Origin of the sequence: Polyangium sp. y55x31 (assembly GCF_029946505.1) — a bacterium.
Lineage (GTDB): Bacteria > Myxococcota_A > Polyangia > Polyangiales > Polyangiaceae > Polyangium.
In genome coordinates, this window is record NZ_JARZHG010000032.1 from 31738 (window position 1) to 57457 (window position 25720).

The following is a 25720-nucleotide window of genomic DNA, read 5'->3' on the forward strand; positions in this document are numbered from 1 at the left end:
GACACCGGGCCCCGCCCCAAAGCCCCGATACACGATTGACGCCTCCTGCCCATTCCGATGTTCTCGCCGGGGGAGCTTCGGAGGCAGAGGCATGCAAAAATACGATGTCATCGGATGGGCGCGCCGGCTTTGGCCCGTGCTCGGCGTGATCGCGCTCGCCGGCTGCGGCGGGGCCGAGTCGAAAGAGCCCGAGGGGCTCGTCTGCGCGGCGCCTGCCACGACCCCGCTCCCTGCGAGTCCGGCGAGCCCTCTTTCCTGGAAAGGGCCGGGCGGCCCGGCGCAGACGTATTCGACGGAGGCCCTCGGGGTCAATTGCGCGTTCCTCGACGGCGGCCCCGAGGACGATACGGATCACCACAACACCGTCACCATGCTCGACGGCCACCTCGTCATGCCCTGGGCGCCCGAGTGGGGCGGCGGCGGCCTCTCCACGTATCGCTTCGACGACCCCTGCAAGCCCACGCAAGTCGGCACGAGCTTCTCGCCGCTCATGCGCGAGACCCACGCCGCCGGGTTTGCTCGGATGAACGGCTGGAAGGCCGTCGTCAATGGCGTGAACGGCATTCAATTCTGGGATCTCGCGAATCCCGAGGCGCCCGCGGTCACGAGTGATCTCACGTTCCGGGGCGTCTTCTGGCCCGACGCGTACGCGCGCGTGGTCCTCTCGGTCTTCTGGCAAGCCCCGTACGTCTACGTCGCCGCGGCCGACAATGGCATCTTCGTCGTGGACGCGACCGACCCCGCCAAACCCGTTCCCATTACAAAATTCAAATTCGACCCGCCGCTCCGCGCCGGCGCCATTTTCGCGGTGGGCAACCTGCTCGCGGTCATGGCCGCCGAGGGCTCGCGCACCGTGCTCCTCGACATCGGCGATCCCGCGCGGCCCACGCCCATCCCGGGCGGCACGTTCGAGATCCAGGACGGCGCGGGCGTCCGGCAGGAGGCCTATCACGCCCATTTGAACGGCGACAAGACCTGGTACGCCCGCAAATCCAATGGCGGCGGCGTCATCATCTACGATATCTCGAACCCCGAGGCGCCGAAATACGTGGGCGATTACCACGCGCCCGACGGGAACGGCGGCTACGTCTTCCTCAAGGAGAACGTGGCGTTCGTCGGCGAGAGCCATTTCGCCGAGGCGGTCGACGTCTCCGATCCGACGAAACCCACGCTGCTCCGCCGCTTCAACCTCACGGGCGACCTCGATACGATCATCCCGATCGGCAACGTCGTGGTCCTCAGCGTCGACGACAAGGCCGACGAGAACCAGGGCAGCGCCGTCGCGCCGTTCCTCGAAGCTCCCGATTCGCGTGGGCCCGAGGTGACCATGGTGAACCCGCGCGACGGCGCCACGGCGCAGCCGCTCACGACCCGCATCGGCCTCACGTTCGGGGAGTTCGTCGACCTCGGCTCGCTCTGGGAGGGCTCGTTCATCGTCCGCAAGGTCGGCACGAGCGAGCCGATCAAGGGCCAGTATTCGGGGCAGGAAGGCATCGTGAATTTCTGGCCCGCCTCGCCGCTCGAGCCCGATACCGAATACGAGGTCGTCGTGCCGGCCGGCGGGGTCGTCGATTTCAACGGCAATCCCACGGCGACCGAGTTCCGCTCGACGTTCAAGACCGGCTCGTGTTTCCTCCCGCCGCCGCCCCCGCCCTATTCGGAGGAGGAGGAAGAATGAGGACGAGACGCGCGCGCGCCGCCGTTCCCCTCGGGATCGCGTTCGTCGGGGCGGTCCTCGCGTCCTGCGGCGACGAGGGCTCGCAAAAGCCGCCGGCGCCCGAGCCGTTCGCGCTGAGCCCGATCGAGGGCCCCGCCGTCGCCTACGTCGGCGACAACACCTGTTTTTCGCTCACGGTCACGGGCGGGCCGACCGCGCAGGTCGCGTGGAACCTCGGCGACGGGACGGCCATTGCCCCGGCCATGCTGTTCACGAAGGTTTGTCATACCTATACACAACCCGGCCGTCGGCTCGTCGGCGCGACCGCGATCTACGAGGGGCAGAAGCTCGTCGTCACGCGCGGCGTGGCCGTGGTGCCGAAGCCGATGGCGATACGGCCGAATACGTCGAGCACGATCGTCCATGACCGCGAGCGCGGGGCCCTCTGGGTCGCGAATACCGACCACGATCACGTCGCGCGGCTCGGGACGGAGCTGCCGGCCTCGCCCCCCGAGGCGCGCGTGGATTGTGATGCGCCGCGCACGCTCGCGATCTCGGGCGCGATCCTCGCCGCGGCTTGCCAGGGCGACGGCGCCGTCGTGTTTTACGACCTCGACAAGCAAGAGACACGCGGGAAGGTCGAATTCGGTCCGGGCAGCGCGCCGTTCGGCGTCGTCGCCGATCCGCGTGGCGATGGCGTGTTTTTCGTGGCGCTGTCCGGCACGGGCGAGCTCGCCTCCGTCCGCGCGGAGGGGAACCAGATCCTGTCGAGGATTCCGGTTTTTCCGGACGTACGCGGCGTCGCGGCCATCGCGAACGGGACGGTGCTCGTCACGCGCTGGCGCGCGACCGCGGACGGCGCGGAGGTTGCCGTGGTCGACGCGACGGATCCGGCCGCGCAGAAGGCCGGTGAGCCGCTTTTGCTCCCGCCGGACGTCGGGCTCGACAGCGATACGAACAACAGCGGCGTGCCGAGCTTCCTGAACCAGATCGTCCCCTCGCCCGACGGAGGCCGCGCCATCGTGCCCTCGCTCCGCGCGAACACCGTGACGGGATTGTACCGGACGGGCAAACCGCTGAGCTTCGAGACGACCGCGCGCGCGATCCTCACCGAGGTCGAGCTCGGCGGGCCCACGGAAAAACCGTTCGAGCGCCAAGCCGGGCGTTATGCGTTCGACGATCTCGATTTCGCCTCGGCGGCCGTCTTTTCGCCCGAGGGCGACGTGATCTACGTGGCGATCCAGGGCGCCGAGCGGGTCGAGGTGCGTGATGCCGTGAGCTTCGACGTCGCCGGCTCGATCGACGATGTCGGCCACGCCCCCGACGGTCTCGTCCTGAGCGAGGACGGCAAGACCCTCTGGGTGCACGCGTCGCTCTCGCGCGAGGTGCGCGTCTACGACGTGAGCGATCTGTCGAGCCCACCCGTCCCGCTCGGCAAGATCGCCACCGCGAACGCCGAGCCGCTGTCCGACGAGGTTTTACGAGGCAAACAGATCTTCTACAGCAGCCGCGACCCCCGCATGAGCCGCACGAGCTACATGTCCTGCGCGACGTGCCACCTCGACGGGGAAGGGGACGGCCTCGTCTGGGATTTCACGCAGCGAGGCGAGGGCCTGCGCAACACGATTCCGCTCGCCGGGCGCGCGGGCACGGCGCACGGGCCCTTGCATTGGACGGCCAATTTCGACGAGGTGCAGGACTTCGAGCACGACATCCGCGGCCCCATGGGCGGAGCGGGATTCTTGCCGGACGACGTATTCCATTCCGGGATGATCGACCAGACGCTCGGCGCCCCGAAAGAAGGTTTGTCCCCGGAGCTCGACGCGCTCGCCTCCTACGTCGCCTCGCTCGGCTCGTTCGGCAAGAGCCCCCATCGCTCGAACGATCCCGCCGCCCTGGCCTCGCGCCAGAAAGGCAAGGACATCTTCTTTTCGGCAGAGGCCGGCTGCGCGACGTGCCACGCGCCGCCCCATTTCACGGTCAGCGCGCTCGTGGCCGACAAGAACTACGTGCTCCACGACGTGGGCACGCTCGGGCCGGGCTCCGGTTCGAGGCTCGGGGGCCCGCTGCCTGGGCTCGATACACCCACGCTGCGTGGGCTGTGGAAGAGCGCGCCGTACCTGCACGACGGCTCCGCTCCCACGCTGCGCGCCGTGCTCCGGGATCGCAATGCCACGGATCAGCACGGCAAAACGAGCCACCTCGACGACGCGGATCTCGACGATCTCGAGCGATATTTGCTCACGATCGACGACGACGAGCCCTGAACACGAAAAAAAGGCCGCGGCCGGACATCGTTTGCATGCCCCTGCCGCGGCCCTGCTTCAACGGCCCGTATCAGCTCGGCCGGATTCAGCTTTTGTTCGAGCTGCCGCCGCCGCTGCTGCCGCCCTCTTCGGCCTGCTTGCCTTCCTCGATGAGCTCGCGGACGCGCTGGCCGCCCTTGTGGCCGATCTCGGAGTAGAACTCGGAGCCACGCTCGTCACGGACGGTCTCGCCGCCCTTGCGCCCCGCCTCCTCGACCGTCATCTGGCCCTTCTTCTGCTCCTGTGCCATGACGCACTCCCTTTTTCGAGTCGAAGATGGTTTGTCACGGTGATCCACGACGGACGGCCCGTCCGCACCGTCGCGTCCCCCGCGCCACCTTCCACACGCGGTTCTCTGGGGTGGGGTCCCTCGAACGTCGAGCGGTCGCCCTACAGATTCGTAAGGTCTTCGAATGGTCGCAGCGGGCCGGTCGGTTTGTCCGCGGACGCCCGGGCTTGCTTGCCCTAGATTCCGCGCGTCCTGCGGAGCTCGGCGCCAATCGCGGTTTCGAGCGCGCTGCCGAGATCGGCGCGCAGGATCGCCGGCGCGAAATCGAGGCCCTGCTGCACGGCCGTACGAGCCGCAGCCGCCGAGACGCCGCATAGCACGACCCGTGCCCCGAGCAGCGACAAGGCCTGCGCCATCCGCACGAGGCCCTCCGCCACGACGGGATCGATCACCAAAGCCCCCGTGATGTCGAGGATCACGGTGCGCGCGCCCGCCGCGGCCACCCGCGCGAGCACGCGCCCCTCGGCCTGCGTGAGCATCACAGCGTCGAGCGCGCCCGCAATCGGGACGAGCAGGACACCACGATACACCTCGAGGACGGGCGCCGAGAGGTCCCGCACTGCCGCGAGCAGCCGCTCCTGCTCCGCGCGCGCCTCCTCGAGCTCCTTCACGCGCTCTTCGAGCTCGCGCCCGCGCAGGACGAGCTCCTCCCGCCGCGCCTCGTCCCGCTCGCGGCTCCGGCGCAGCTCCCGCGCCACGCGCGCGACCATGTTGGCCACGATTCCGAGCGCGTCCGTGCGCTCGATGAAAGGCAGCTCGTCGTACTGGCCGCGCAGGACGCGGCTCATGCGTGAGCCAATCCAGCGGAGGAGCTCCATCTCCTCGTCGAGGAGCCGCGCGGCGAGCGGCTCTTTTTGCTGCACGTCCCCTGCCTCGTGGCTCATCGGACGGCGCTCATTCCTGCCAGCGCGTATCGAGCGTGCAGAATGGATCCCCTCTACGGACGCACGTCGAATGCTCGATCACCACGTCGTATCCATCGAGCGCCTCGATGAACCCACGCAGCCCGCCGGCCTCGAAGTGGCAATTGAAGGGCTGGTGCGACTCGACGACGGCGTGCCGCTCGCCCTTCATGGCGGTGCGCCACGTGCCGCTGTCGCCGCGCGTCGCGAATTTCCACATGGCCGGGAGCTGGGCCACGAAATCGGCGGGCGTCTTGATCCCGAGGCCGTGGAGCTGGGTGCGGAACATGAAATAAATGTTCCGGCCGATGAACTCCGGGAGCTCGGGATCCCGGTCTTCGAGCACGTTGAGAATGGTCTCGAGGTCCTGGCCGAGATACCAGGCCTCCGGCTCGATGTTTCGACACGCCGCGACATATTCGGGCGGTACGTCATCCCCGCCGACGGTCACCAGCATGGTGAACAGGCTGCCCAGCGTCAGCGTCGGCCCGGAGCGATCTTCCATTCCGGGATCGGCGTGGGGGCGCAGCTCCAGGGGCGCATGACGCGAAAAGCGATCCATGCGCCCGATCCTTTGGCGCACTGGATCGGGCGTCAAGGAAAATGCGTCGTTCCGGCCGGATCAGTAATGCAGGTCGAGGATGGCGGGATCCGTCGTCACGGAGAACACTTCATTGCAACGACGACAGCGGTATTTCACCTTCGTCGGGCGCGCCGAGATGCCGAAGAAGAGGCGGAGATAGCCGGACAGCGTGTAAACGCCCTCGGGGCTCACCATGTGGTGCTCGCGGCCATGGCCGCAGGAACAGGTGCGGGCCTTCGGAGCGGTGTCGGTCGTGGGCTCTTGGGTCATGATCACTCCACCCGGATATAGCGCTGCACGAGAGTCGAACCACCCCGCGTGTCGCGGACGACGCCCCAGATCTGATAAAGGCCGGGCTCGGCAGGCGGCATCCATTTCGTGCTGTGCTCGTCCTTGTAGCCCTCGGTCACGCCGCTGATGAGCGAGATGCCGCCGCCCGTGAGGTCGCCCGCTTCGACCAGCCAGTCGACCCAGACCGCCTCGTAAATCTGCTTGCCGTCGACCATTTCGCCAGGATCGACCTCGGCGATGTCGGGCTCGACGACGAGGTCGAGCTCGTATTCGGTGCAATTCTCGTAAGGGTCGCCCGCGAAGCAGCCGACGTCCCGGCGCTCGTCGACCGTGGAGGGGCAGGCCTTGACCGTCGGGGCCTGGCTGAAATCCTCGGGGATGGGCTCGCCGTTGAGCGTCATTCCGGAGACGGGCGGGTTCTGGTTCGTGCGGCCGTCCTCGAATGTGTAGATCTGCGTGAACCCGGGGACGAAGCTGTCGGCAGCGAGGCGATTGCCCTCGGGATCGAAGCAGCCGAACGGGAAGAAGCCCGCTTTGCCCGAAGGGTCGAGCTCGATCGGCTTGATCTCGCCGGCGCACGCGAAGAAAAACACGAATTGCAGGCCGTATTTCGAGCCGCCGTCCGGCGCCGGGCGCTCGGCGAGGATGTCCTCGGGAATGGTGGTCGTGAACGTCGGCCCGAAGCCGATGAGGCCGGGCGGGAGGTTGCCGCCGCTCTCGCCGAGGCTCTGGAAGGTCTGGAGGAGCTGCGGGAAGCAGCCGTAATAGAGGTCGCCCGGCGGGTTGTAGCAGCCGCCGATCCAGAGGATCTGGACGGGGCGCGGGCCGTCGCCCTCGGGGTCGGGGTAGCCGTCGTAGAAGGTCATGTCGAAGCGGACCTCCTCGCCCGGCTGCGCGTAAGGTTTGTCCGCGGTGACGGCAAAGACGCGCAGGCCATTGACGAGGTTCGACGATACCCAGCCGGGCGAGCAGCCCGCCGACACGATCGGAGCGGCGAGCGTCGCGGCCGCGAGCGCCCCGAGCACGTGACGTCGGAAGGAGCGTGTCTGCTTCATCCCATTCCCTCCTCGTTCTGCCGGCCTAGAAATCACCACGAAGGCCGAAGCTCGGCAGGATCGGCACGCCCGTCACGAACTCCCGCGCGGTGTAGTTGAAATTGTAATTGATGCCCTCGACGTTCTGGCTGTTGTAGACGTTCTGGACGTCGAGGTAGATCGAGAGCTGCCAGCTCTTGAAGCGGAATCGTCGATCGACGCGGATGTCGAGCTGGTGGAACATGGGCAGTCGCTCGCTGAAGGGGCCGCTGTACGGGATCGGCACGTAGGTGCCGACGGACGCGTTGTAAATGGCGTTCGCACGATTCGGGATGCAGCCCTCTTCCTCGAAGTTGCAGACGTTCGGCGTGGTGAGGTTGCCCGTGACGAGGCGGAAGCGCGCGCCAATCTCCCAGCCGCCGCCGAGGCGGTAGCTGCCGAGGGCGGTCAGGATGTGCGTCTGGTCGAACGAGACGGGCTGCTCCTCGGCGCCAGGGAGCGGCGTGCGGAGGCTGCGCGAGAGGGTGTAAGCGACCCAGCCGAAGAAGTTCGCGTCGGCCTTGTATTTGAGCAAGAACTCAGCGCCGAAAATGCGGCCCTTGCCGAGGTTCCCGCGGACGGTGCCGCCGCCGACATCCGCAGGCTGCTGCGAGACGAGGCGATCGAGCTGCTTGTAAAAACCCTCGACGCTGAGCTCGATGTTGCGCGTGAACTCCTGCTCGGCGCCGATCGCATAATGAATGGCGCGGTTCGAACGGAGCCCGGACGAGCCGAACGGAGGGATCGTCTCCTGCGGCTGGGGCGGTTGGGTGTACGCGCCCACGCCGCCCTTGAGCGTCGAGCGCGGGAACTTGGAGGTGAGGTCGATGCGACCATTGACGCGCGGAGAGACGTCGACGCCGTCCACGCGATTGTTGCCGTCGATGCGAATGCCAGGGACGAGCTTGGCCCGGCCCGTCGGCGCGATCTCGAGCTCGACGTAGCCGGCCGGGCTGACGATCCAGCCGTTGAACTCGGACTCGATGAGCGGGCGCGTGGAGAAGGGGCCGCCGGAGGGCTCGCCAGGCCGCGGGGGCGCAGGGCCGCGGTACTTCGCGTCGGCGTAGTTCGTGAACACGTCGAGGCCCGTGTTCAGCGTGATGCCCTTGCTGATGCGGCGCGTGTACTCGGCGCGCCCGGTGATGCTGTAGTTCGAGAGGTTGAAGAAGAAGGGGCCGACGCCGAAATCGAGCTTGTCGATGCCAGCCGCGGCAACCGCCGAGAAGCGGTTCTTGTCGTCGATGTCGTTGTCGTAACGGAGCTGGATGCGGTGAAAGCCCGTGTGAAACCCGGCGTTGCCGCTGATCGCCGGCTCGCCGGGCGGAGGCTGGTCCGCGACGAGCGCGATCGAGTCGTCCGCGCCGAAGAAGGTGATGCGCGCGCTCGAGCTCGGCGTGGGGTTCGCCTCGAGGCCGAGCTGATAATCCCAGTAGACGGGGAGCTGCGTGATGCCCGCGCCGGCCGCGTCGAGGGCGAGGCCGAGCGTGGCGTCGAGGTAGCTGCGCCGCGCGCCCGCGATGAAGCGGACCTTGTTCTTCGTGCCAGGCACGGGGCCCTCGGCGATGAAGCGCGCGTCGACGAGGTCGGCCTGCGCCATGCCGTGGTACTTGCCGTCGTTCTTGGGCGCGCGGACCGCGACGTCGACGATGCCGCCCATGACGCGGCCATACTGCGCGCTGAAGTTGCCCGGGAAGAAGTCGATGCGCTCGATCATCTCGGTCGGGACGACCGAGGACAAACCACCGAAGTGGTAGATGAGCGGGATCTGCGTGCCGTCGAGGAACGTCTGCGTGTCCTGCGGAGCCGAGCCGCGCACGAGGAGGATGCCCGCGATGGCAGGCGGGCGCGCGACGCCGGGCAGGTTCTGGAGCGCGCGGAGGGCGTCGCCGTTCGTGCCAGGGATGCGGAGCATCTCGCGTTGTTCGAGCGTCCGCTTGGTGACCTCGCGCGGAGAGCGCGCGCCACGCACGACGACCTCGAGGCCGTCACTCGCCGCGACGAGGCGGTACTTGACCTCGATGGCCTCGCCAGCCGCGATCTCCTCGGTGACGTCGAGCGTGTCGTAGCCGGGCGCCGTGATGATGACGCGGTACTTGCCAGGCCCGAGCGCGTCGAAGCGGAAGCTTCCGGCCTCGTCCACGGTGGCCTCGCTCTGGCCGGAGGGGCCGCTCAAGAGGACCGTGGCGCCGGCGAGCGGGACGTCGCCGCCGCTCGCGAGCACGAGGCCGCGGAGCGACTCGCTCACCTGCGCAGAACCGGGTTTGTCCCCGGAGGTCGCGTCGGACGGAGGCTCGGCCTTCTTCAGTGCGAACGAGTAGCGGTAGAGGATACGCGCGGGGACGGGCGTGCCGTCGGCCTTGCGCGCAGGATCGAACTCGAGCTTCTTCGCCGCCTCGACGGCCGACTCGTCGAAGCCGTGCCCCGCCGGCTCGATGACGGCGACGTTCTTGACCTTACCGGTCCTGTCGATGTCGAGCTGGAGGGTGACGGTGGCTTCGAGCCCAGCCTTCTCGGCCTCGGGTGGATACACCGGCGGCTGGTAGTTCAGCGGCCGGGGCATCGCGGCGCCGGTGGGCGCGGCAGCGGGTGCGGCTGGAGGAGGCGCGTCGCCGGGTGCGGCCTGCGCGAGGGCAGGCGCGGAGGATGTCCCGGCGACGAGCCCCGCGAGGACGAGGGCGAGGGCGCTCTTCTGGCGAGGAAGCAAGTTCACGTGGTCATACCGGATCGCGGCGCTTCAAGATGACGCAAAGGACGACGACGAGGGAGATCGTGAAGCCCCCGAGCACCGCGAAGGGCAGCCACGTGCTCTCGTAGTTCGTGAAGCCCCAGCCGCCCGCGAGGTTGTCGGAGGCCATCTGCGCGATCGAGCACTTGAACTTGCCGGCTTCGATGAAGTCGGCAGGCGCGCTCTCGGTGCGGCCGAGGTCGATGACCCACGAGGGATCCTCCTTGAGCGCGAGGCGCTCGTGGACGATGGAGCCCTCGAAGCCCCAGCGGGCCGGCATGATCATCATGAGGGGCTTCAAGTGCGGCACCGTCGTCATCGGGACCATGAGTCCCCCGAGGACGACCTGGGGGATGAGCGCGATGGGCGTCAAGGCCATGGCCGCCTCGGAAGAGGTGACGACGGTCGATAGGAGGAGCCCGAGCGCGACGGCCGCGAGCGAGGTGGCCACGAGCGAGGAGAGCTGCATCAAGAACGCCGTGGGGCCGCCGTGGAAGCCGAGCGTGAAGAACACGATCGCGAGGAGGATCGTGCACTGGATGATGCAGAAGAACGCGAGCAGGATGTACTTCGAGAGGACGTAGTTGAGCAGGCCGAGGGTGACCATGCGCTCGCGCATGTAGATGGCCCGCTCGCTGACGATCTCACGCGCCGCGTTGGAGGTGCCGAACCAGACGGAGGCGACGACGAGGAAGAAGATGGCGCCGGTGTTGTCGGCGGTGGCCGTCATGCCCTTCAAGATGTCGCCGGTGTTCGTGTTGCCGCCGAACTTCTTGCCGAGCTCCTGGAGCGCGCCGAGGCACCACGCCGGGACGGCCTTCTCCTGCCAGCCGAACACGATCGCGAGCAGGACGCCGATGATCGGCGCCTGCGCGAGCATGATGACGGTGCCCGCCGTGTCTCGCATCTTCGTCTTGAAGTAACGCGAGAGCAAAAGGCCGAGCTGTCCCTTCGTGGTCGCGCGTCGTTCGGGGATCGCGCGTTGTCCCTGGCCGGTGCCTATCTCGCGCCGGCCCGTGTACATCTTGCGGTACGTCGGGTTCTGATCGCTGAAGTACTCGCGGCGCCACTCGAGCGCGGCGGTCTTGCGCGCATGACCACGCGGCACGTTCGGATCCCGCGAGCGCATCTGGTCGTAGATGGTCTTCTCGCGCGAGGCGATCATCTCGAACATGTCGCGGGGGTTGTCGATGTCGTTGCGCTGGCCCTGCCGCTCCTTCCACGAGCCGAAGAACCGGTACGACTCGCCATGCGTCGAGCCGAAGAACATCGGCACGCCGCCGTAGCCCATGATCAGCGCGTGCGAGAACTTCTCGTACTCGTCCTTCGCCGGCTGATGGATCGTCATGATGATCGTCTTGCCCGTGGCCTTCGTGAGGTCGTGCAAGAGCGTGATCAGCGCGGTGGTGTCGTCGGCGGCGAGGCCGGAGGTGGGCTCGTCGAGGAAGAGGATGACGGGGTCGGTGACGAGCTCGAGCGCGATGTTGACGCGTTTCCTCTGACCACCCGAGAGGATCTTCTTCTCGGGCTTGCCGATCTGGAGGTTCTTCACGCCCTCGAGGCCGAGGTCCTTGATCGTCTGCTCGACGCGCGCGTCGATCTCCTCCTCGGAGTAGTCGGGGGGGAGCCGGAACTTCGCGCTGTACTTCACGGCCTCGAAGACCGTGAGCTCGGGATGCACGAGGTCGTCCTGCGGGACGTAGCCAATCGAGCCGCGGAGGTTGTCGTAGATGTTGTAAAGGTCCTCGCCGTTGATGCGGACGACGCCGCTCGTGGGCGGGAGGTAGCCGTTCAACGTGAGCAAGAGCGTCGTCTTGCCCGCGCCCGAAGGGCCCATGAGCGCGATCATGTCGCCCGGGAGCGCCTTGAACGAGACGTCGTCGAGCAGGCGCTTCATCTCGCTCGGGTTGTCGCGATCGGGGACCTCGAGGACGAGGCTCCAGGCCTCGATCTCGTAGAGCGGTTTGCCCGCCCAGCGATCGGCCGAGTACTCCTCCTGGACGACCTGGACCGCGCCCGATGTGCCGAGCTCGATCTGGAGCGGCATCGGGCCGATGAAGAACTTCTCGCCGCTCTGGATGCCGATCTTCTGGCCCGGCGGGATGCGCTGGCCGCGGACGTAGGTGCCGTTCGCGCTGCCGCGATCCTCGACGAAGAGCTGCCCGTTCATCTGGTGCACGAGCGCATGGCGGCTCGAGACCTGCGGGTGCTGAATGACGATGTCGTTGTCGGGCGTGCGGCCGATGCTCTTCTGTCCGCCGCCGCTCGGGCCCGCGAAGTCGAGCTGGCCGAGGACGGTCTTGTTCTTTTTGCCCGGCGCACCTGCAGCCGGCGCCGCGCCCGAGACGGGCGGATACCCTTGCTGCGGCTGTTGCACCGAGGGGTAGCCCTGCTGCGGCTGCGCAGGCGGGTAGCCCTGCTGCGGCATCGCGATGTTCGTCTGCGGCATGGGCGCCGCGGGCTGCTGGGCATACGCGCCGCTCACGACGGGCGCGCCGCCACGCGCGGCCTGCGCGAGGCGCGCGAGGAGCTCGACAGGGACGGGCACGGGGCCAAACGCGACGACGCCGTTCGGATCGATCGGCGCGGGCTGAGCCGCCTGGATCTTCGTGGTGCCGACGTACGTGCCGCTCGTCGAGCCGTTGTCGACGACGAGCATGCGATCGAGCATCACGGTGGCGTGCTGGCTCGAGACGCTCGGATGCTGAATGACGAGCGAGGCGCGCGCCGGATCGCGGCCGATCACGAGCTGTCCCGCAGGCGCAGGCGCGCTGCCCGTGGTCATGATCGACAGGATGATCGCGGGGTGGCTGAGCGGGACGGGCGCGCGGCCCACGACGAACTGGGTGCGGAAGTCGAAGGGGACTTCTTCACCCGGGGCGAGCTGACGGTTGTTCGCGAACGAGGGCGCGGCGCCGCCGCCGATGAACACGAGCCTGCCGCCGCCCTGATGGACGAGGCGCGCGTGCTCAGGCGCGACGCTGGGATCCGCGATGACGACGTCGCACGTGGGAGCGCTGCCGATCGTGAGGGTCTGCTTGCCGAAGCCGGGGACCATGCGGGCTACCTTTCACCACGAACGTCCGCGGAGAGCAACGGGGACGGCCGCGCTTCGCGTGACGCGAGCAGGATAGGCGCGCCGGGGCGGCGTTCGCCAGCGGTGTTCAGCGCAGGAAAAGAGCCCAGATGAGCAGGAGCAAAAGCACGGCGATCACGGCCGACATGCCGATGATCACGTACACGATGCCCGCCTGGGAAGGACGCGCGCCGGCCGGCGCGGACAAGGGCGCGGACAAGGGCGCCGAGGCGACGGCCTTCGGGGTCTCCGGCGGATGCGTGGGAGAAGGGCCCTGGCCCGTGACCTGGGTGGCCTGCGGGGGCGCATAACGCGCCGAGGGCGGCGGCAAGGGGAGCTGGGCCGCGTAAGGCGCGAGGCGCGGCTGCTCGGGCATCGTGGGCGAAGGCGCGACGGGACGATCGACGGCCGTCGGCTGCACCGGCGCGAAGCCCGGCGACGAGGGCGAAGGCGGCGGCAAGGGCAGGCCGCCCTGCTCGGGCGCGGTCGGGGCCGCGGAGGCGGCGTTCGGCGAGAGCAACGTGGGGACCGGCACGGGCGGGGGCAAACCGAGCTTCGTCCCCGTCGCGATCTTCGCCGGGTCGACCGCGGTCATCGGCCGCGTCTCCTGCGGAGGCGCAGGCCGCGGGCCCGCAGGATCCGGCGCGATCGCCGGCGCTTGCGGGATCGTGTGCGACGCGCGCGGCGCGAGCTCCACGATGCGCACCATCTGCACGGTGATGTTGTCGTGGCCGCCGCGATCGTTCGCGAGGTTGACGAGCTGGTTGCAGGCGTGCGGGAGCGCGCCGGAGGCGAGGGCCTGGCGCACGGCGCCGAGGATGTCGACGCCGAGCACGAGGTCGGTGAGGCCATCGCTCGACTGGAGGAAGATGTCACCCGGGAACATCTCCATCGGCTCGGGCCGGACCTCGACCTCGACCTCGGGGCGCATGCCGAGCGCGCGCGTGATCTTGTTCGCGTCGGGATGCCCGATGGCCTCGGCCTCGGTGAGCATGCCGGCGTCGATCATGCCCTGCACCATCGAGTGGTCGCGCGTGAGCGGGTAGATCTGGCCCGCGCGGATGCAGTACGCGCGGCTGTCGCCGACATGCGCGACGTCGAGGCCGCGATCGCCGATCAGCATGGCCACGACCGTCGAGCCGGGCCGCCCGCGGTTCTCGGGCGGCCCGCCGAGCTGGTAGACGCGACGCCCGGCCTCCTCGATCGCAGCCTTGAGCGCGGCCTGGGCGGTGGCGCCAGGCGGCGCTTGGTCGATGACCTCGAAGATCGTGGCGATCGCGGTGCGGCTCGCCTCCCGGCCTCCGTAATGCCCGCCCATGCCGTCGCAGAGGACGACGAGATGGCCGAAGCGCGTCTCGGCGTATCCGCACGAGTCCTCGTTGACCTGCTTGTTCGGATCGCGGCCAGGATCGCTGGCCTGGGCGAACTCGATCCGGACGCGGGTGCCGAGGGCCTGGGGTTGGCTCATCGCGGAAGGGCCGGGGGGTGGAGGCCGGGACGACGATCGTTCGAGCGTAGACTACTCGAAACGGACGTTGAACTCGATGGGGCCGAAGCGAAGCATCGCGCCGGGCGAGACGGGCGTCCACACGAGCGGCGGGATGCGGTTGCCGTTGATGCTCGTGCCGTTGTTCGAGTTCTCGTCACGCACGAAGAGCTGGCCGTTCTCGAACTTGACGACGGCGTGGCTGCCGGAGACACGCGGCTCGTTCACCACGATCTGGCAGGTCGCGGCGTCGCGGCCGACGCGCATCTCCGTGCCCGGGTTGAACGTGAAGATGCCGAGTGATCCGGAGAGCACCGCGCGGCCGGCGGATCCACCCGCGGGGCCGCCGCCCATCGGAGGAGGACCGTAGCCGCCGCCGAAGTCGGGACCGCCCATGCCGGGCACGCCGCCGCCCATGGGCACGGCGGGCGCGTAGCCGCCGGCCATCGGGCCGGGCGGACCACCACCGCCGGGGCGCGGGGCCGTCGTGGGCGCGGCGCCGGCGCGGCGCTTGTTGCCGCCGCTGCGGAAGATCGAGACGACGAGCAGGACGAGGACGACGCCGCCGAAGGTGATCGCGCCGATGAGCAGGTAGGGCAGCGGCGCCTCTTTCGCCTTCACCGTGATGATCTTGTCGGCGGTGATGGCGCTCGTGCGCTTCGCCTGATTGTCGTAGATGACGAGGCGCGCCGTCATCTGATCACCCTTGCCCGAGAGGAACTTGTCGCTGTTCGGCACCTCGAACTCGACCATGCTCTCGCCGGCCGTCGTGGCCTTGCCGCGCATGCCTTGCTCGATGAGCGTGCGCTGGGCCTTCTTCGCGTCGTCGATGCTGCCGCCCTGGAGCGACGCGGGCGCGGGCTGGTTCTTGGGGACCATGTAGAGCTCGGCCCGCTGCGTGTTGCCACCCCAGCAGAAGTTGCCGAAGACCTTCACGGTTCCGCCCGGATAAACGGGATCCTGCGCCGCGGCGCGCTCGGTGGCCTCGCGGTCGATGTCGAGCGGCCACTGCGAGGGATCGATGCCGACGGGAACGTTCTGGAACGTCGCGTCGCCGGCGATCGGCGGATCGGTGTTGAGGAACGCGAGGCGGATGGTCTGCGTCAAGCTCAGCGCGACACACGAGACGCGCCACTTGACGATGTGCATCTTGTTGAAGCGCGAGCGGACGGCGTTGACGATGTTGACCGCGCGCGCCTCCTGCCTGTCGCGGAGGATGCTGTAGAAGCCACCGATCTCGGGGTTCGCGAGTCCTTCCATGAACTCGCGCGAGTTCGCGGTGAACTCCTCGACGAGCTTGCTCGGGAACCAGATCGAGATGACCGGCACGGGGGTCTTCGGGAGGACCTCGTTGTTCTCCGGGAAGCGGCCCTTCGTGAGGTAGTCCTTGAGCAGGTTCGAGGCCGCGGCCGTCGAGCTCGGATCCGCGCCGGCCGCGCCGTTCGAGAGCACCACCATGGCCTGGTGCATGGGCACGACGACGTTCGTGCCGACGTTGCCGAGCTCCCGGAAGCCGTCGGTGGCCGCCGTCTTGATGATGTTGAAGAGCGGGCGCGTGCGGCCTTGCGTGGGGAACGTGTTCTTGACGCTCGCGATCGTCTGGAGCGCCGTCTGCTTGTTGTTCACCCACTTCGAGTCTTCGACGACGCTCTTGTCGTTGAAGAACATCACGTCGACGATGTCGTTCGGGCCCATCGCGTTGACGAACGCGGTCGCCACGGACTTCGCCTCGTCGAAGCGCGTGCCCATCGACGACGCGGCGTCGATGAGGATGAGCCACGCGGTGCCCACACCGGGCTGGCTCGTGCTCTCGCCCCAGCGCGCCTTCGACTCGAACCGGGCCGCGGTGTCGGAGCCGTCGACGACGACGCTGAGCACCGCGTTCTTCTCGGGGAAGTCGAACGACGAGTAGAGCGCGTTCGGCTGCTCGAGCGCGTTCGCCACGCAGTCGTTGAACGCGTCGCCGTTCAACGCCGCGCAGGGCCGCGTCGCGTCCGACAGGCGCTTGTTCTGGACGAGGTCGATCACGGTCGTGAGCACGGGCGAGCCGTCGACCGTGCTCGTGCGCGGATCGATGCGGAGGATCCTCGCCTCCGGAGCGGCGAAGGAGGGCGCGGCGGCGAAGAGGATCGCCGCGAGCGCCGCGAGCGCGGGGAGCGCGAACAGGGGGTTCTTGGGGGCATAGCTCGACTTGTTCGAGCGGAGCCCCCAAGCGGCGGCGAGGGGAGCCTTGCGCGCAGATCGAGCGACTGCGCGGGCAGCTCCGTGGGGCAACGGGTTCATGCTTGAGCCTCCAACATTGGGGGTCCTCGGCGGGCCGGCGCAGGCGCGGGGTGACGGACACTTTTGCGCGCGCGCGTGGTCCTCGAGCGTGGCCGCCGCGTGCTCGCGTGCGTCGAGGCAGTGAAGCGCGTCCGCCCTGCGCAGAGTGCGCGGGGGACGGCTGCCTCGGGCGACGCGAGCGCGCGGGGGCGTCATCTCGTCGAGGAGCTGGGTAAGGTGAAAAGGGCGTTTCGCACGGGGCTTCTCCGCGCGACCCCTAGGTCCGAGCGGTCACGATGATGGTGATGACGCTGAAGCCGCCGAAGCGGATCTTGTCGCCGTCACGCAGCTCGCGCCTGCCCTTGAAGCCGATGGCTTCCTCGTTGTGGAAGGTGCCGTTCGTCGAGCCGAGATCACTCAGGATGAACCTCCCACCTTCGCAGTCGATCGTCGCGTGATGCGTGGAGGTCGTGCCGTGCGCGATCTCCACATCGACCTTCTGACCCGTGTCCGCGCGGCCGACCGAGTTCTTGCCCTGCCAGAGCGGCCAGAACTTGCCGAGCGGATCGTCCTGGTAGCTCACCAGGAAGCCTGCGAGCGCGCGGCGGCCCTCCGGGCTCGGCGCGACTCCTTGCCGACCGGGCATCGGCTGAGGATTCCCCGGGACCGCCGTCGCGGCGTTGCCGCGCCCAGGCGCCCGCGGCGGCTCGAAGCCACCTTCGGGCTTCGGCGGCGGCGCGTACCCTTGGGGTTTGTCCGGCATCGGCGGCGGGCCGAACGGCGGAGGTCCCGGAGGCGGCGGATACCCACCGGGCGCGGGCTCCGGCGGCGGGCCGAAGCCGGGCGGCGCGGGCGGCGGGCCAAACCCGGCCGGGGCCGGGGGCGGGCCGAATCCAGGCGGCGCAGGCGGCGGGCCAAACCCGGCCGGGGCCGGGGGCGGGCCATAACCCGCGGGCGGCGGCGGCTCGGGGGGCGGACCAAAGCCCGGGGCCGGCGGCGGCGGGCCGAAGCCCGGCGGCGGCGGGGGAGGACCGAACCCGGCCGGCGGCGAGGGCGGCTCGGGAGGCGGGCCGAATCCAGGAGGCGCGGGCGGCGGGCCAAACCCGGCCGGCGGCTCGGGAGGCGGGCCGAATCCGGGCGGCGGACCGAAGCCACCGGGAGCTCCCGGTGGAGGCCCGAACGCGGGGGGCGGCGGAGGCGGACCAAAGCCACCCGGCGCAGGCGGCGGCGCGCCGAACGCGGGGGGAGGCGGAGGCCCGAACGCGCCGGGGCTCGCCGTGGGCGAGGGGGGCGGCCCGAAGCCGCCGCCGAAGCCGGGGGGAGCCGGGGGCGGTCCGAAGCCCTGCGGCTCGGGGGGCGGCGGCCCGAAGCCCGGCGGCGGGCCTGGCGGAGGCCCGAATCCCGGCGCTTGCCCGAAGGCGGGAGGGGGCGGAGGAGGACCAAAGGCGCCGGGCGCCGAGGGCCCGAGCGGAGAGGCACAGATCGCGCAGAACTTGTCGGCGGGTGTGGCAGGCGCGCCGCAACGCGGGCAGTTCATAGTGTCCTTCTCGTGTTGACGGACCAAGACCTCGTCCGCCGGCGGCAGCATACCGTGGGGGCCGGACCGAGGATCAAGAAGAAGTGCTCTTTCCCTCGGCGGGGGTCACGAGGCACCTCGAATCACGACGCAGCGCAGCACGTCGAAGGGGCCGCGTGAAGGCTCTCGGGAACGGCGAAGGACCGCCGCCGGCGCGCGGAAGGAAGCGGGCCCCGGCGCGGCGAGACGCGAGGCCGGAGCCGTGAGTGGCTGAAACACGAAAGGGTGTCCTGGGCTGGATTGGCCCTGGGACACCCTTTCGTAATGAGAGAGCGAGAGAGAGCGGAAGCGGGAGGCCCCGAGGTGGGGCCTTCCGGATCAGCCGTCCTTGGCGTCGCGCACGCGGGCGGCCTTGCCGGCCAGCGAGCGGAGGTAGAACAGGCGCGAGCGACGAACGACGCCGCGCGAGACCACCTCGATCTTGTCGATGCGGGGGCTGTGCGTCGGGAAGATACGCTCCACGCCCACGTTGAAGCTCACCTTGCGGACCGTGAAGGTGCTGCGCGCACCGGCCCGACGCTGCTTCAAAACGACGCCCTGGAAGACCTGGATACGCTCCTTCTCGCCCTCGACGATGCGGTAGTGGACCCGGACGGTGTCGCCGACCCGGAACTCCGGGAGCCCCTCGCGGAGCTGCGGGGTTTCGATCTTCGCAAGTACGTTCGAGGTGAGCATGTCGCGGTCCTTCGACTGGGGATGGTCCCGGCTGTTGGGGCAAACGGCTCCACGCCTGCCGGAGACGACGAGGGAGCGGCATTATGCATACCGTCCCCACGCTGTCAACCGATCATGGAGCGTGTGGATGCGGTGGATCGCGGGGCGACGAACTCACCGCCCCGCACGATTCCGTGTCAACGACGAACGGGGATGATCTGCACGCGGCGCGCGTCGCCTTCGCCGTCACTCTTCGTGACGACGCCGGGGAACTTCGCGAGCGCGAGGTGCACGACGCGGCGATCCTGCGGGTTCATCGGTTCGAACGTGATGATCTTGCCCTCCTCGACGGCCTGCTTGCCGAGGCGTCGGGCCATCGAGGTGAGCGTCTCCTCGCGGCGCGCGCGGTAGCCCTCGGCGTCGATGATCACGTGGCGGCGCTGCTTGCCGGGCCGGTTGATCACGCGGTTGGCGAGGAACTGCAGCGCGGCGAGCGTCTGGCCCTTCTTGCCGATGATGCGACCGGCGTCCCTGCCCTCGATCTCCAGCCGGATCTCCTCGGGCGGATCTTCCGGCTCGTTCTCGAGCAGGTCCACGGTGCAGTCCATGCCCATCGCGGCGAGCGTATCGATGACGAAGTCGAGCGCTTGATCGGCGCGACCATCCTCCTCGAACGGGACTGCTGCCTCGGCGGCGCGCTCGTCGCGCTCGTCGTCGTGCCGGGTGCCTTCGGCGTTCACGCTGGTCTTCCCGGGAGCTCCATTATCCACGGACACGTGCCTTTCCCTTTCCAAGAGCAGGCGCCGACTTGGTCTCGTCGCCCGAAGATTTCTCTGGCTTCTCGCGCACCTCGATGCCGGCGGAGCCTTGCGTCTTGCGGCTCAGGTAGCGCTCGACCGCGACCTGCTGGGCGATGCCGAGCCACGTGTTGGTCAGCATGTACACGCCGAGGCCTGCGGGCAGATAGAGCATCATCACCACGAAGATGCCCGGCAGCATGTACTGCATCATCTTCTGCTGCATCGGGTCGCCCTGCGGCGGCATGAGCTTCTGCTGGAAGAAGCTCGACGCGCCGAGGATCGCGGGGATGACGAAGTATTCGCCCCGATCCGAGAGATCCGGGATGATCCGGGCCGACAGGAAGGGCACGTGGTAGAGCTCGACCGCCGTCTGCAGGGCCTGGTAGAGCGCGAACCACACGGGCATCTGCAAGAGCACCGGGATGCAGCCGAGCACCGGGTTCGTCACGCCGTGCTTGCGCCAGAGCTCCTGGAGCGCGAGGCCACGCTGCGCCGGATCTTCCTTGTAGCGCGCGTTGATGTCGTCCATCTCCGGCTTGAGCCGGCGCATGGCCGCGCTGCTCTTGATCTGCGAGATGCTGAGCGGGAAGAGCAGCATGCGCACGGTGATCGTGAGCAGCGCGATCGCGAAGCCCCAGCTCCCCACGGCCTTGTGGAGGATCTTCAGGTAGCCGACGAGGACCTTCGCGATCGGCGAGAACGTGCCGAGATCGATCACCTCGGTGATGCCCGGACCGACGGCCGCGAGCACCTCGCGCTCCTTCGGGCCCGTGAAGCTCAGGACCTTGTACGTCTGCGTCGCCTGCGGCGCGAGCTCGACCTCGGGGTACGCGAGGCGCGCGCGGTAGACGTGACCGTGCGTGTCCTTGTCCTTCTCACGATTCGCCGCGCTGAACTTGTCGCGGTTCCAGTCCTCTTCGATCTGCGTCTCGGCGAACGGCGCGGGCCCCTCCTCCGGGATCGCGGCCTTCGTGAAGTAGACGCTGCTCACGGCGACCCACTTCGCGGCGCCGGGGCTCCTCCGCCAGTACTCGTTCGTGAACTCCTTGTCCTTGAAGTCCTTCGGCTCGAACGCGTCGACGTGCAGGCGATCGACCTTCTCCGTCGTCGCCGCGACGACGTCCGTCATGTGCTCCGAGATGCGGCCGAGGCTGCCCTTCGTCTCTTCGTTCGTGCGCCACGAGGTCTGCTCCACCGTGAGCCTGTGCTTGAGCGGCTCAGCGGACAGGTTCTTCACCTCGAGCGACATTTCGAGTTCGAAGGGTTTGCCCGTCTCGCGCACGACCTTCGTGAGCTTCGACGTCGCGTCCTCGTAGACGAACGTGCACGACTTGCCGTCTTGCGCGGTGAGCTTCCAGTCGAGGTTGTCGAAGGGCGTCTGCTGCTTCTCGACCCCGGGCAAACGCAGGTCCGTTCGCAGAGGCTGGCGCCACTCCTGCGAGGTCGTCACGAGATCGATGGGCGTACCGTTCTTCGAGTACTTGCCTTGATCGGTGAGCCGAAGGTGGCGCAGCGATCCGCCACGCGAAGACAACTCGGCCTCGAAGCGCGGGCCGTTGATCGTGCAAATCTGCTCGGGCTGCCTCTGCGCGTCCGGCAGCCGGTTGGCATCGTAGAACGTGTTCGGTTGGACCTCTTCGTTCCCCTTGCCGAACAGGTTGCCGCCGAACTGCCAGAACAAGATGGCAGCGATGCCGATGAGCACCCACTGAGCGATTTTGCCGCGTTCCATGAAATCCTTCGGCAATCTCCTTGCCGTGAAACCCTACTGGTCCTTGCCCCGCCGCGTGACCGCCTGATCCCCCCGGATGGGCTCGCTCGCTTGGCGAGGATGCGAGAGGAAACTAACCAGCCTCATGGACCGCGCCACTGCTCCACGGGGAAAGTCGAGCGTCGTGAGAAGAAAGGTTCGTACCTTCCACCCTCTGATCCGGGCCGTGCCGCGCGGGCTCTTCCGTACGCGAGCGGCCGATCCGTGGAGGCGGCGGAGGATCGTAGCCGCCCGGATGGAACGGGTGGCACTTACACAGGCGTTTCACTGAAAGCAAGCTCCCGCGCAGCGCTCCATGGCCCGCGATGCATGCGGCGGCATACCGCGAGCACGACGGTTCGAACCGACAGACAGGTCCGAAGAGCGCGAGCAGCACCTTCGAGAGCGTCAGTTGGTAGACGCGGATGAGCAGGAGGAGGAGCTTGGCCAGCATGATGCAGGGCGAGGCGCGCGACGCCGGAGGGGGCGAGGTGTGGCGAGACAGGGCGCGTCGGCCGCGGCTCCCATCGCGAGATCGCGACGAAGCTTGGGGGCCCGCGTCCCCGCTTGCAAGGTCAAGGGCTGCCTTTGCGCCCGTCGCCAGAGCGGTTTCTCGGGTCCGCCTGCGTGCTCGGGTTCGGCTTGCCGCTCGCGCGTTTGCGCACGAGGGGGAGCACCGCCTGCATCTCCGCTTCGAGCTCTGCGCAGGCGAGCTCGTCCACGCCCGGACGCACGATCACCACGACGTCCACGCCTCGCGGAAACGACGCCACGTTCCGGCGAAAGACTTCACGGAGCAGGCGCTTGGCCCGGTTGCGCTGCACGGCGCACCCCACCTTCCGCGATGCCACCACGCCGAAGCGTGTGGTCGAATCGTCGGGACGGGGTGCGATCAGGATCAGGAGATGGCGCGTCGTGACCCGGGCGCCGCCCTCCTGAACACGCAGGAAATCAGGGCGACGCCGTAACCGCTGCGCTCGCGTGAATGTCTGTCGAGGGCGTGGCTCGCCCACGACTTCACTTCTTGTAGATCGTCGGGGCGAGACGCGCGCGGCCCTTACGCCGGCGGTTGTTGATCACCTTGCGGCCGCCGCTGGTGGCCATACGCGCCCGGAAGCCGTGCGTACGCGCGCGGCGGGTGTTGTGGGGCTGGAACGTGCGCTTCATCGTAGGACCCTTCAGAACCCTTCGTTTTTCGGGGCGCGCAAAGAAAGCACAGGTCCGCCTGCTGGTCAAGACCGCGAAACGGCCTGGATCGCGCGTCGTCTGTCTGACCTGATCCAGGCCCCTCGGCAAGGGAGGAGACGGGCTCGTGCTTCGAGGCTCCTCCCTACATCGCAAGACGTTCCATGCGCCCGCACGCCTGGTGTAGCCTCCGCTTGCACGGGGGGGCCCGGTGATCCACCGCGCGCAAGCGCACCCGGGCCTCTCGCTTCCGCGCGCAGTTCGCGCGCCGAGGAGACGCCGAAGACATGGCCCAAGTCGACCATCCCCGAGCCCGACCGTCCGCCGGAGACACCGCGGCGCGAGGCACATCCGACGAGCGCGCGGCCACGCCCCGTCGCCCGTCCCTCCTGCGCCGCATCGCCTCGGCTTGCTCGGCCGCCGTCGCGGCTGCGGCGTGCCTCCTCGCGCCTGCCGAGGCCGACGCGCAGCAGTCGACGATGTACCTCGATCGCCTCTTCATGGGCGGCGCGCCCGAGGACGCGATCGGGCTCTGGCGCCCGCAGTTCAACCCGCAGACGCGGTTCTTCGGCCAGCTCGGCATGGGCTTCGCGCTGAACCCGTTCCGCATCGAGAACCACCAGGACGATCCGCGGAAGGCCGGCATCTTCAGCCAGCGCAGCAGCGCGCCCGTCGGCCCGCAGCTCATCAGCTACCTCGACGTCGGCATCGAGGTCCTCGAGCGCTTCTCGTTCCAGGCAAACCTCCCGGTCATCCTCTTCCAGGACGGCGGCACGACGTACCTCGCGCAGGTCTCGGGATCGCAGCCGGTCAGCATGAGGACCGTCGCGCCCATGGATCTGCGCCTCGATGGGCGCGTGCTCCTCTGGCGAAACACCACGCGCTCTTTCAAGCTCGGCCTCGAAGGCGCGATCTGGGTACCGACGGGTGACAACGACTCGTTCGGCGGCGATCAGAGCGTGAGCGGCGGCTTCCAAGTCGCGGCCGAGTACGATCTCAAGAGCTTCTTCGTCGTCTTCAACACGGGCGTGCAGTTCCGGCCCGCGGGCGGCGTGAACGACTTCAAATCCGGCTCCGAGTGGCGCTGGGGCTTCGGCGGCTTCTTGCCGCTGCGCGGCGGCGCGCTCCGCCTCGGCGCGCAGATCTTCGGCTCGACGGGCATCACCGACGACACCTTCTTCGACGTCGACAACACGCCGATCGAGTGGATGCTCGAGGGACGTTACGCCTTCGATCAGAAGAAGCGCGCGTGGCTCGGCGTCGGCGGCGGCACGCGCATCACGCCTGGATACGCGCCGGATTTCCGCCTCGTCGCGACCGTCGGCTACGCGTTCCCGATCAAGGACACGAACCCGCCGTCGCCTGGCAAGCGCTTCAAGACGGGCCGCTGGGCCGAGCACGGCGCGGACACCGACAAGGACGGCTTGCCGGACGACGTTGATTTGTGCCCGACGGATCCCGAGGATCACAAGCCGCCGAACACGGACGACGGCTGCCCGCAGCCGCCCGATCGCGACGGCGACGGCATCCCGGACAACGTCGACAAGTGCCCCGACACGCCCGAGGATTTCGACAAGGTCGACGATCAGGACGGCTGCCCCGAGGACGATCCCGACAAGGACGGCATCGGCGACGCGAAGGACGCTTGCCCGAAGGAGCCCGGCGACGCGAACCCCGACGCGGAGAAGAACGGCTGCCCGACCTTCATCCGCAGGGTCACCGGCTCGAACGAGATCCAGATCCTGAAGAAGGTCGAGTTCTTGACGGGCAAGTCGACGATCCTCCAGCAGAGCTACCCGATCCTCGACGAGGTCGTGCGCCTCCTCAAGGTGAACCCCGAGATCCAGCACCTCGCGATCGAGGGCCACACGGACAACCGCGGCTCGGATGAGCTCAACGAGAAGCTCTCGTCCGATCGCGCGAACGCCGTGATGGAGTACCTCATCAAGAAGGGCGGCATCGCCGCGGATCGTCTGAGCGCCGCCGGCTTCGGCCCGCGCAGGCCCATCGCCGACAACAACACGGCCGCCGGACGGCAGACCAACCGGCGCGTCGAGTTCCACATCCGCGAGAAGGCAGCGGATGCCACACCGCCGAGCCAATGACGGCCTCGCCGCGCTCCTCTTCGCGCTCGTCGCCGTCCTCGGCGCAGGGTGCGAGAAGGAGCGCGGCTCGCCGTACGCGTGCACCTGTACGTTCCTCACGGACTTCGACGACAACTCCGGGAGCGAGGTGACCGTGTGCTCGCCGTCCGCGGAGCGCGCCCCCGATTTCGCCCGGGGCTGCGCGCAGTCCGGGGCGCCGGCGCCGGTGGAAAAGTGTGCCTGCAAGCCGGAAAAAGGGTCCGGGACGTGTGAGGTCGGGCTCTGTCGGAATCGGCCTCGCGGCGAGTGAAATCTGCGTGCATCGCGGCTCCACGTGGGCCGTCGAAGAAGGCACAATGGTCATGATGAAGCTCGGATCCGCCCTGGTGCTCGCCCTCGTCGTCCCCGGCGTCGCGCTCGCCGCCGAGCCGACTCGCCCCGAGAAGGCCCCGCAGCCCGACGCGTCGAAGGCGAGTGGTTTCGTCACCATCGCTTGCAACCCGGGCTGCGAAGGCATCTTCGTCGACGGCAAGTCGCTCGGGCCTTCTCCGATCGTGCGTGCCGAGCTCCCTGCGGGGACGCACAAGCTCACGCTGCGCCGCAAGGGCTACGACGAGAAGAAGCTCGAGGTCGTGGTGAAGCCGGGCGAGACGGCGCTCCTCAACGTCGCGCTCTCGCAGCAAGCGGCGCCTCCGGCCGAACCTCCGCCGGACATCGCGGCGCGTGTCGCGGCGAAGATGATCAAGGCCGACGGGTTTCTCTCGGTCGTCTGCGATCCCGCTTGTGATCAGGTGATCGTCGACGGCAAGCGCAAGCTCGGCCCCGCGCCGCACACGAACGTGTCGCTGCCCCCGGGCAAACACGACATCACGATCCAGCGCAAGGGCGCGCCCGACAAGGTGATCACCGTGAACCTGATCCCCGGACAAACCACGGCGTTCAAGGTCGCGATGCAGACCGAGGCCGAGCGCACCGTCATCCCCGCGAAGGCGCCCGCCCAGCCCCAGCCGAAGCGCTGATC

The 25720-nt window shown here is 68.6% G+C and carries 21 protein-coding genes; 5 read left to right on the forward strand and 16 right to left on the reverse strand.

The genetic code is table 11. The features are described 5' to 3' along the window. Window positions 1-91 precede the first annotated feature (91 nt). A complete protein-coding gene (locus QHF84_RS37515; protein WP_281318347.1) occupies window positions 92-1678 on the forward strand; it encodes an Ig-like domain-containing protein in 1587 nt (528 codons plus the stop codon). Continuing rightward, window positions 1675-3924: a hypothetical protein gene (locus tag QHF84_RS37520; RefSeq protein ID WP_281318348.1), complete on the forward strand. Its 2250-nt coding sequence runs from the start codon at window positions 1675-1677 to the stop codon at window positions 3922-3924. Before QHF84_RS37515 ends, QHF84_RS37520 begins: the two co-directional genes overlap by 4 nt. An 85-nt stretch (window positions 3925-4009) precedes the next feature. Here the strand turns inward: QHF84_RS37520 and QHF84_RS37525 are convergent, their stop codons facing one another. The 16 genes from QHF84_RS37525 to rpmH all read right to left on the reverse strand — a co-directional run bounded on the left by QHF84_RS37525 (window position 4010) and on the right by rpmH (window position 22597). Further along, window positions 4010-4213, reverse strand: a complete 204-nt coding sequence (locus QHF84_RS37525) for a KGG domain-containing protein (protein ID WP_281318349.1) — start codon at window positions 4211-4213, stop codon at window positions 4010-4012. Window positions 4214-4428: 215 nt separating this feature from the next. Further along, window positions 4429-5136 (reverse strand): STAS domain-containing protein, encoded by a 708-nt coding sequence (locus tag QHF84_RS37530; protein WP_281318350.1) that lies wholly within the window; start codon window positions 5134-5136, stop codon window positions 4429-4431. Between the two features lie 10 nt (window positions 5137-5146). Further along, entirely contained in the window at window positions 5147-5716 is a 570-nt protein-coding gene (locus tag QHF84_RS37535) for a hypothetical protein (RefSeq protein ID WP_281318351.1), read from the reverse strand. Window positions 5717-5776: 60 nt separating this feature from the next. Beyond that, window positions 5777-6007: a hypothetical protein gene (locus QHF84_RS37540; protein WP_281318352.1), complete on the reverse strand. Its 231-nt coding sequence runs from the start codon at window positions 6005-6007 to the stop codon at window positions 5777-5779. A gap of 2 nt (window positions 6008-6009) precedes the next feature. Continuing rightward, a complete protein-coding gene (locus QHF84_RS37545; RefSeq protein WP_281318353.1) occupies window positions 6010-7083 on the reverse strand; it encodes a hypothetical protein in 1074 nt (357 codons plus the stop codon). Between the two features lie 25 nt (window positions 7084-7108). Then, complete coding sequence (locus tag QHF84_RS37550; RefSeq protein WP_281318354.1) at window positions 7109-9811, reverse strand: TonB-dependent receptor; 2703 nt, start codon at window positions 9809-9811, stop codon at window positions 7109-7111. Between the two features lie 4 nt (window positions 9812-9815). Then, window positions 9816-12884, reverse strand: coding sequence for an FHA domain-containing protein (locus QHF84_RS37555; RefSeq protein ID WP_281318355.1), 3069 nt, complete (start codon window positions 12882-12884; stop codon window positions 9816-9818). 106 nt (window positions 12885-12990) lie between these two features. Beyond that, window positions 12991-14370, reverse strand: coding sequence for a protein phosphatase 2C domain-containing protein (locus tag QHF84_RS37560; RefSeq protein WP_281318356.1), 1380 nt, complete (start codon window positions 14368-14370; stop codon window positions 12991-12993). Window positions 14371-14421: 51 nt separating this feature from the next. After that, window positions 14422-16671: an FHA domain-containing protein gene (locus tag QHF84_RS37565; protein ID WP_281318357.1), complete on the reverse strand. Its 2250-nt coding sequence runs from the start codon at window positions 16669-16671 to the stop codon at window positions 14422-14424. Between the two features lie 256 nt (window positions 16672-16927). Continuing rightward, window positions 16928-18187 (reverse strand): FHA domain-containing protein, encoded by a 1260-nt coding sequence (locus tag QHF84_RS37570; protein ID WP_281318358.1) that lies wholly within the window; start codon window positions 18185-18187, stop codon window positions 16928-16930. Between the two features lie 357 nt (window positions 18188-18544). Next, the gene (gene rplS, locus QHF84_RS37575; protein ID WP_272422627.1) at window positions 18545-18901 is read right to left on the reverse strand and encodes a 50S ribosomal protein L19; all 357 of its coding nucleotides are present in this window, start codon (window positions 18899-18901) and stop codon (window positions 18545-18547) included. Window positions 18902-19077: 176 nt separating this feature from the next. Further along, window positions 19078-19656: a R3H domain-containing nucleic acid-binding protein gene (locus QHF84_RS37580; protein ID WP_272422626.1), complete on the reverse strand. Its 579-nt coding sequence runs from the start codon at window positions 19654-19656 to the stop codon at window positions 19078-19080. Then, the gene (gene yidC, locus QHF84_RS37585) at window positions 19643-21412 is read right to left on the reverse strand and encodes a membrane protein insertase YidC (protein WP_281318359.1); all 1770 of its coding nucleotides are present in this window, start codon (window positions 21410-21412) and stop codon (window positions 19643-19645) included. The genes QHF84_RS37580 and yidC overlap by 14 nt, the downstream gene beginning before the upstream one ends. Window positions 21413-21524: 112 nt before the next feature. Continuing rightward, window positions 21525-21884: a membrane protein insertion efficiency factor YidD gene (gene yidD, locus QHF84_RS37590; RefSeq protein WP_276073558.1), complete on the reverse strand. Its 360-nt coding sequence runs from the start codon at window positions 21882-21884 to the stop codon at window positions 21525-21527. Window positions 21885-22005: 121 nt separating this feature from the next. Next, complete coding sequence (gene rnpA / locus QHF84_RS37595) at window positions 22006-22443, reverse strand: ribonuclease P protein component (protein WP_281318360.1); 438 nt, start codon at window positions 22441-22443, stop codon at window positions 22006-22008. Between the two features lie 4 nt (window positions 22444-22447). Continuing rightward, on the reverse strand, window positions 22448-22597 hold the full coding sequence (gene rpmH, locus QHF84_RS37600) for a 50S ribosomal protein L34 (protein WP_281318361.1): 150 nt from the start codon (window positions 22595-22597) through the stop codon (window positions 22448-22450). 305 nt (window positions 22598-22902) lie between these two features. On the opposite strand from rpmH, the gene QHF84_RS37605 reads away from it, so the two are divergent. Genes QHF84_RS37605 through QHF84_RS37615 form a run of 3 tightly spaced genes read left to right on the forward strand, consistent with a single transcriptional unit; the run spans window position 22903 to window position 25718 of the window. Beyond that, window positions 22903-24720 carry an OmpA family protein gene (locus tag QHF84_RS37605; protein ID WP_281318362.1) on the forward strand — a complete coding sequence of 606 codons (1818 nt, stop codon included), beginning with the start codon at window positions 22903-22905 and terminating at the stop codon, window positions 24718-24720. Next, the gene (locus QHF84_RS37610; RefSeq protein WP_281318363.1) at window positions 24698-25009 is read left to right on the forward strand and encodes a hypothetical protein; all 312 of its coding nucleotides are present in this window, start codon (window positions 24698-24700) and stop codon (window positions 25007-25009) included. Before QHF84_RS37605 ends, QHF84_RS37610 begins: the two co-directional genes overlap by 23 nt. 52 nt (window positions 25010-25061) lie before the next feature. Next, the gene (locus QHF84_RS37615; protein ID WP_281318364.1) at window positions 25062-25718 is read left to right on the forward strand and encodes a PEGA domain-containing protein; all 657 of its coding nucleotides are present in this window, start codon (window positions 25062-25064) and stop codon (window positions 25716-25718) included. Window positions 25719-25720: the final 2 nt, after the last annotated feature.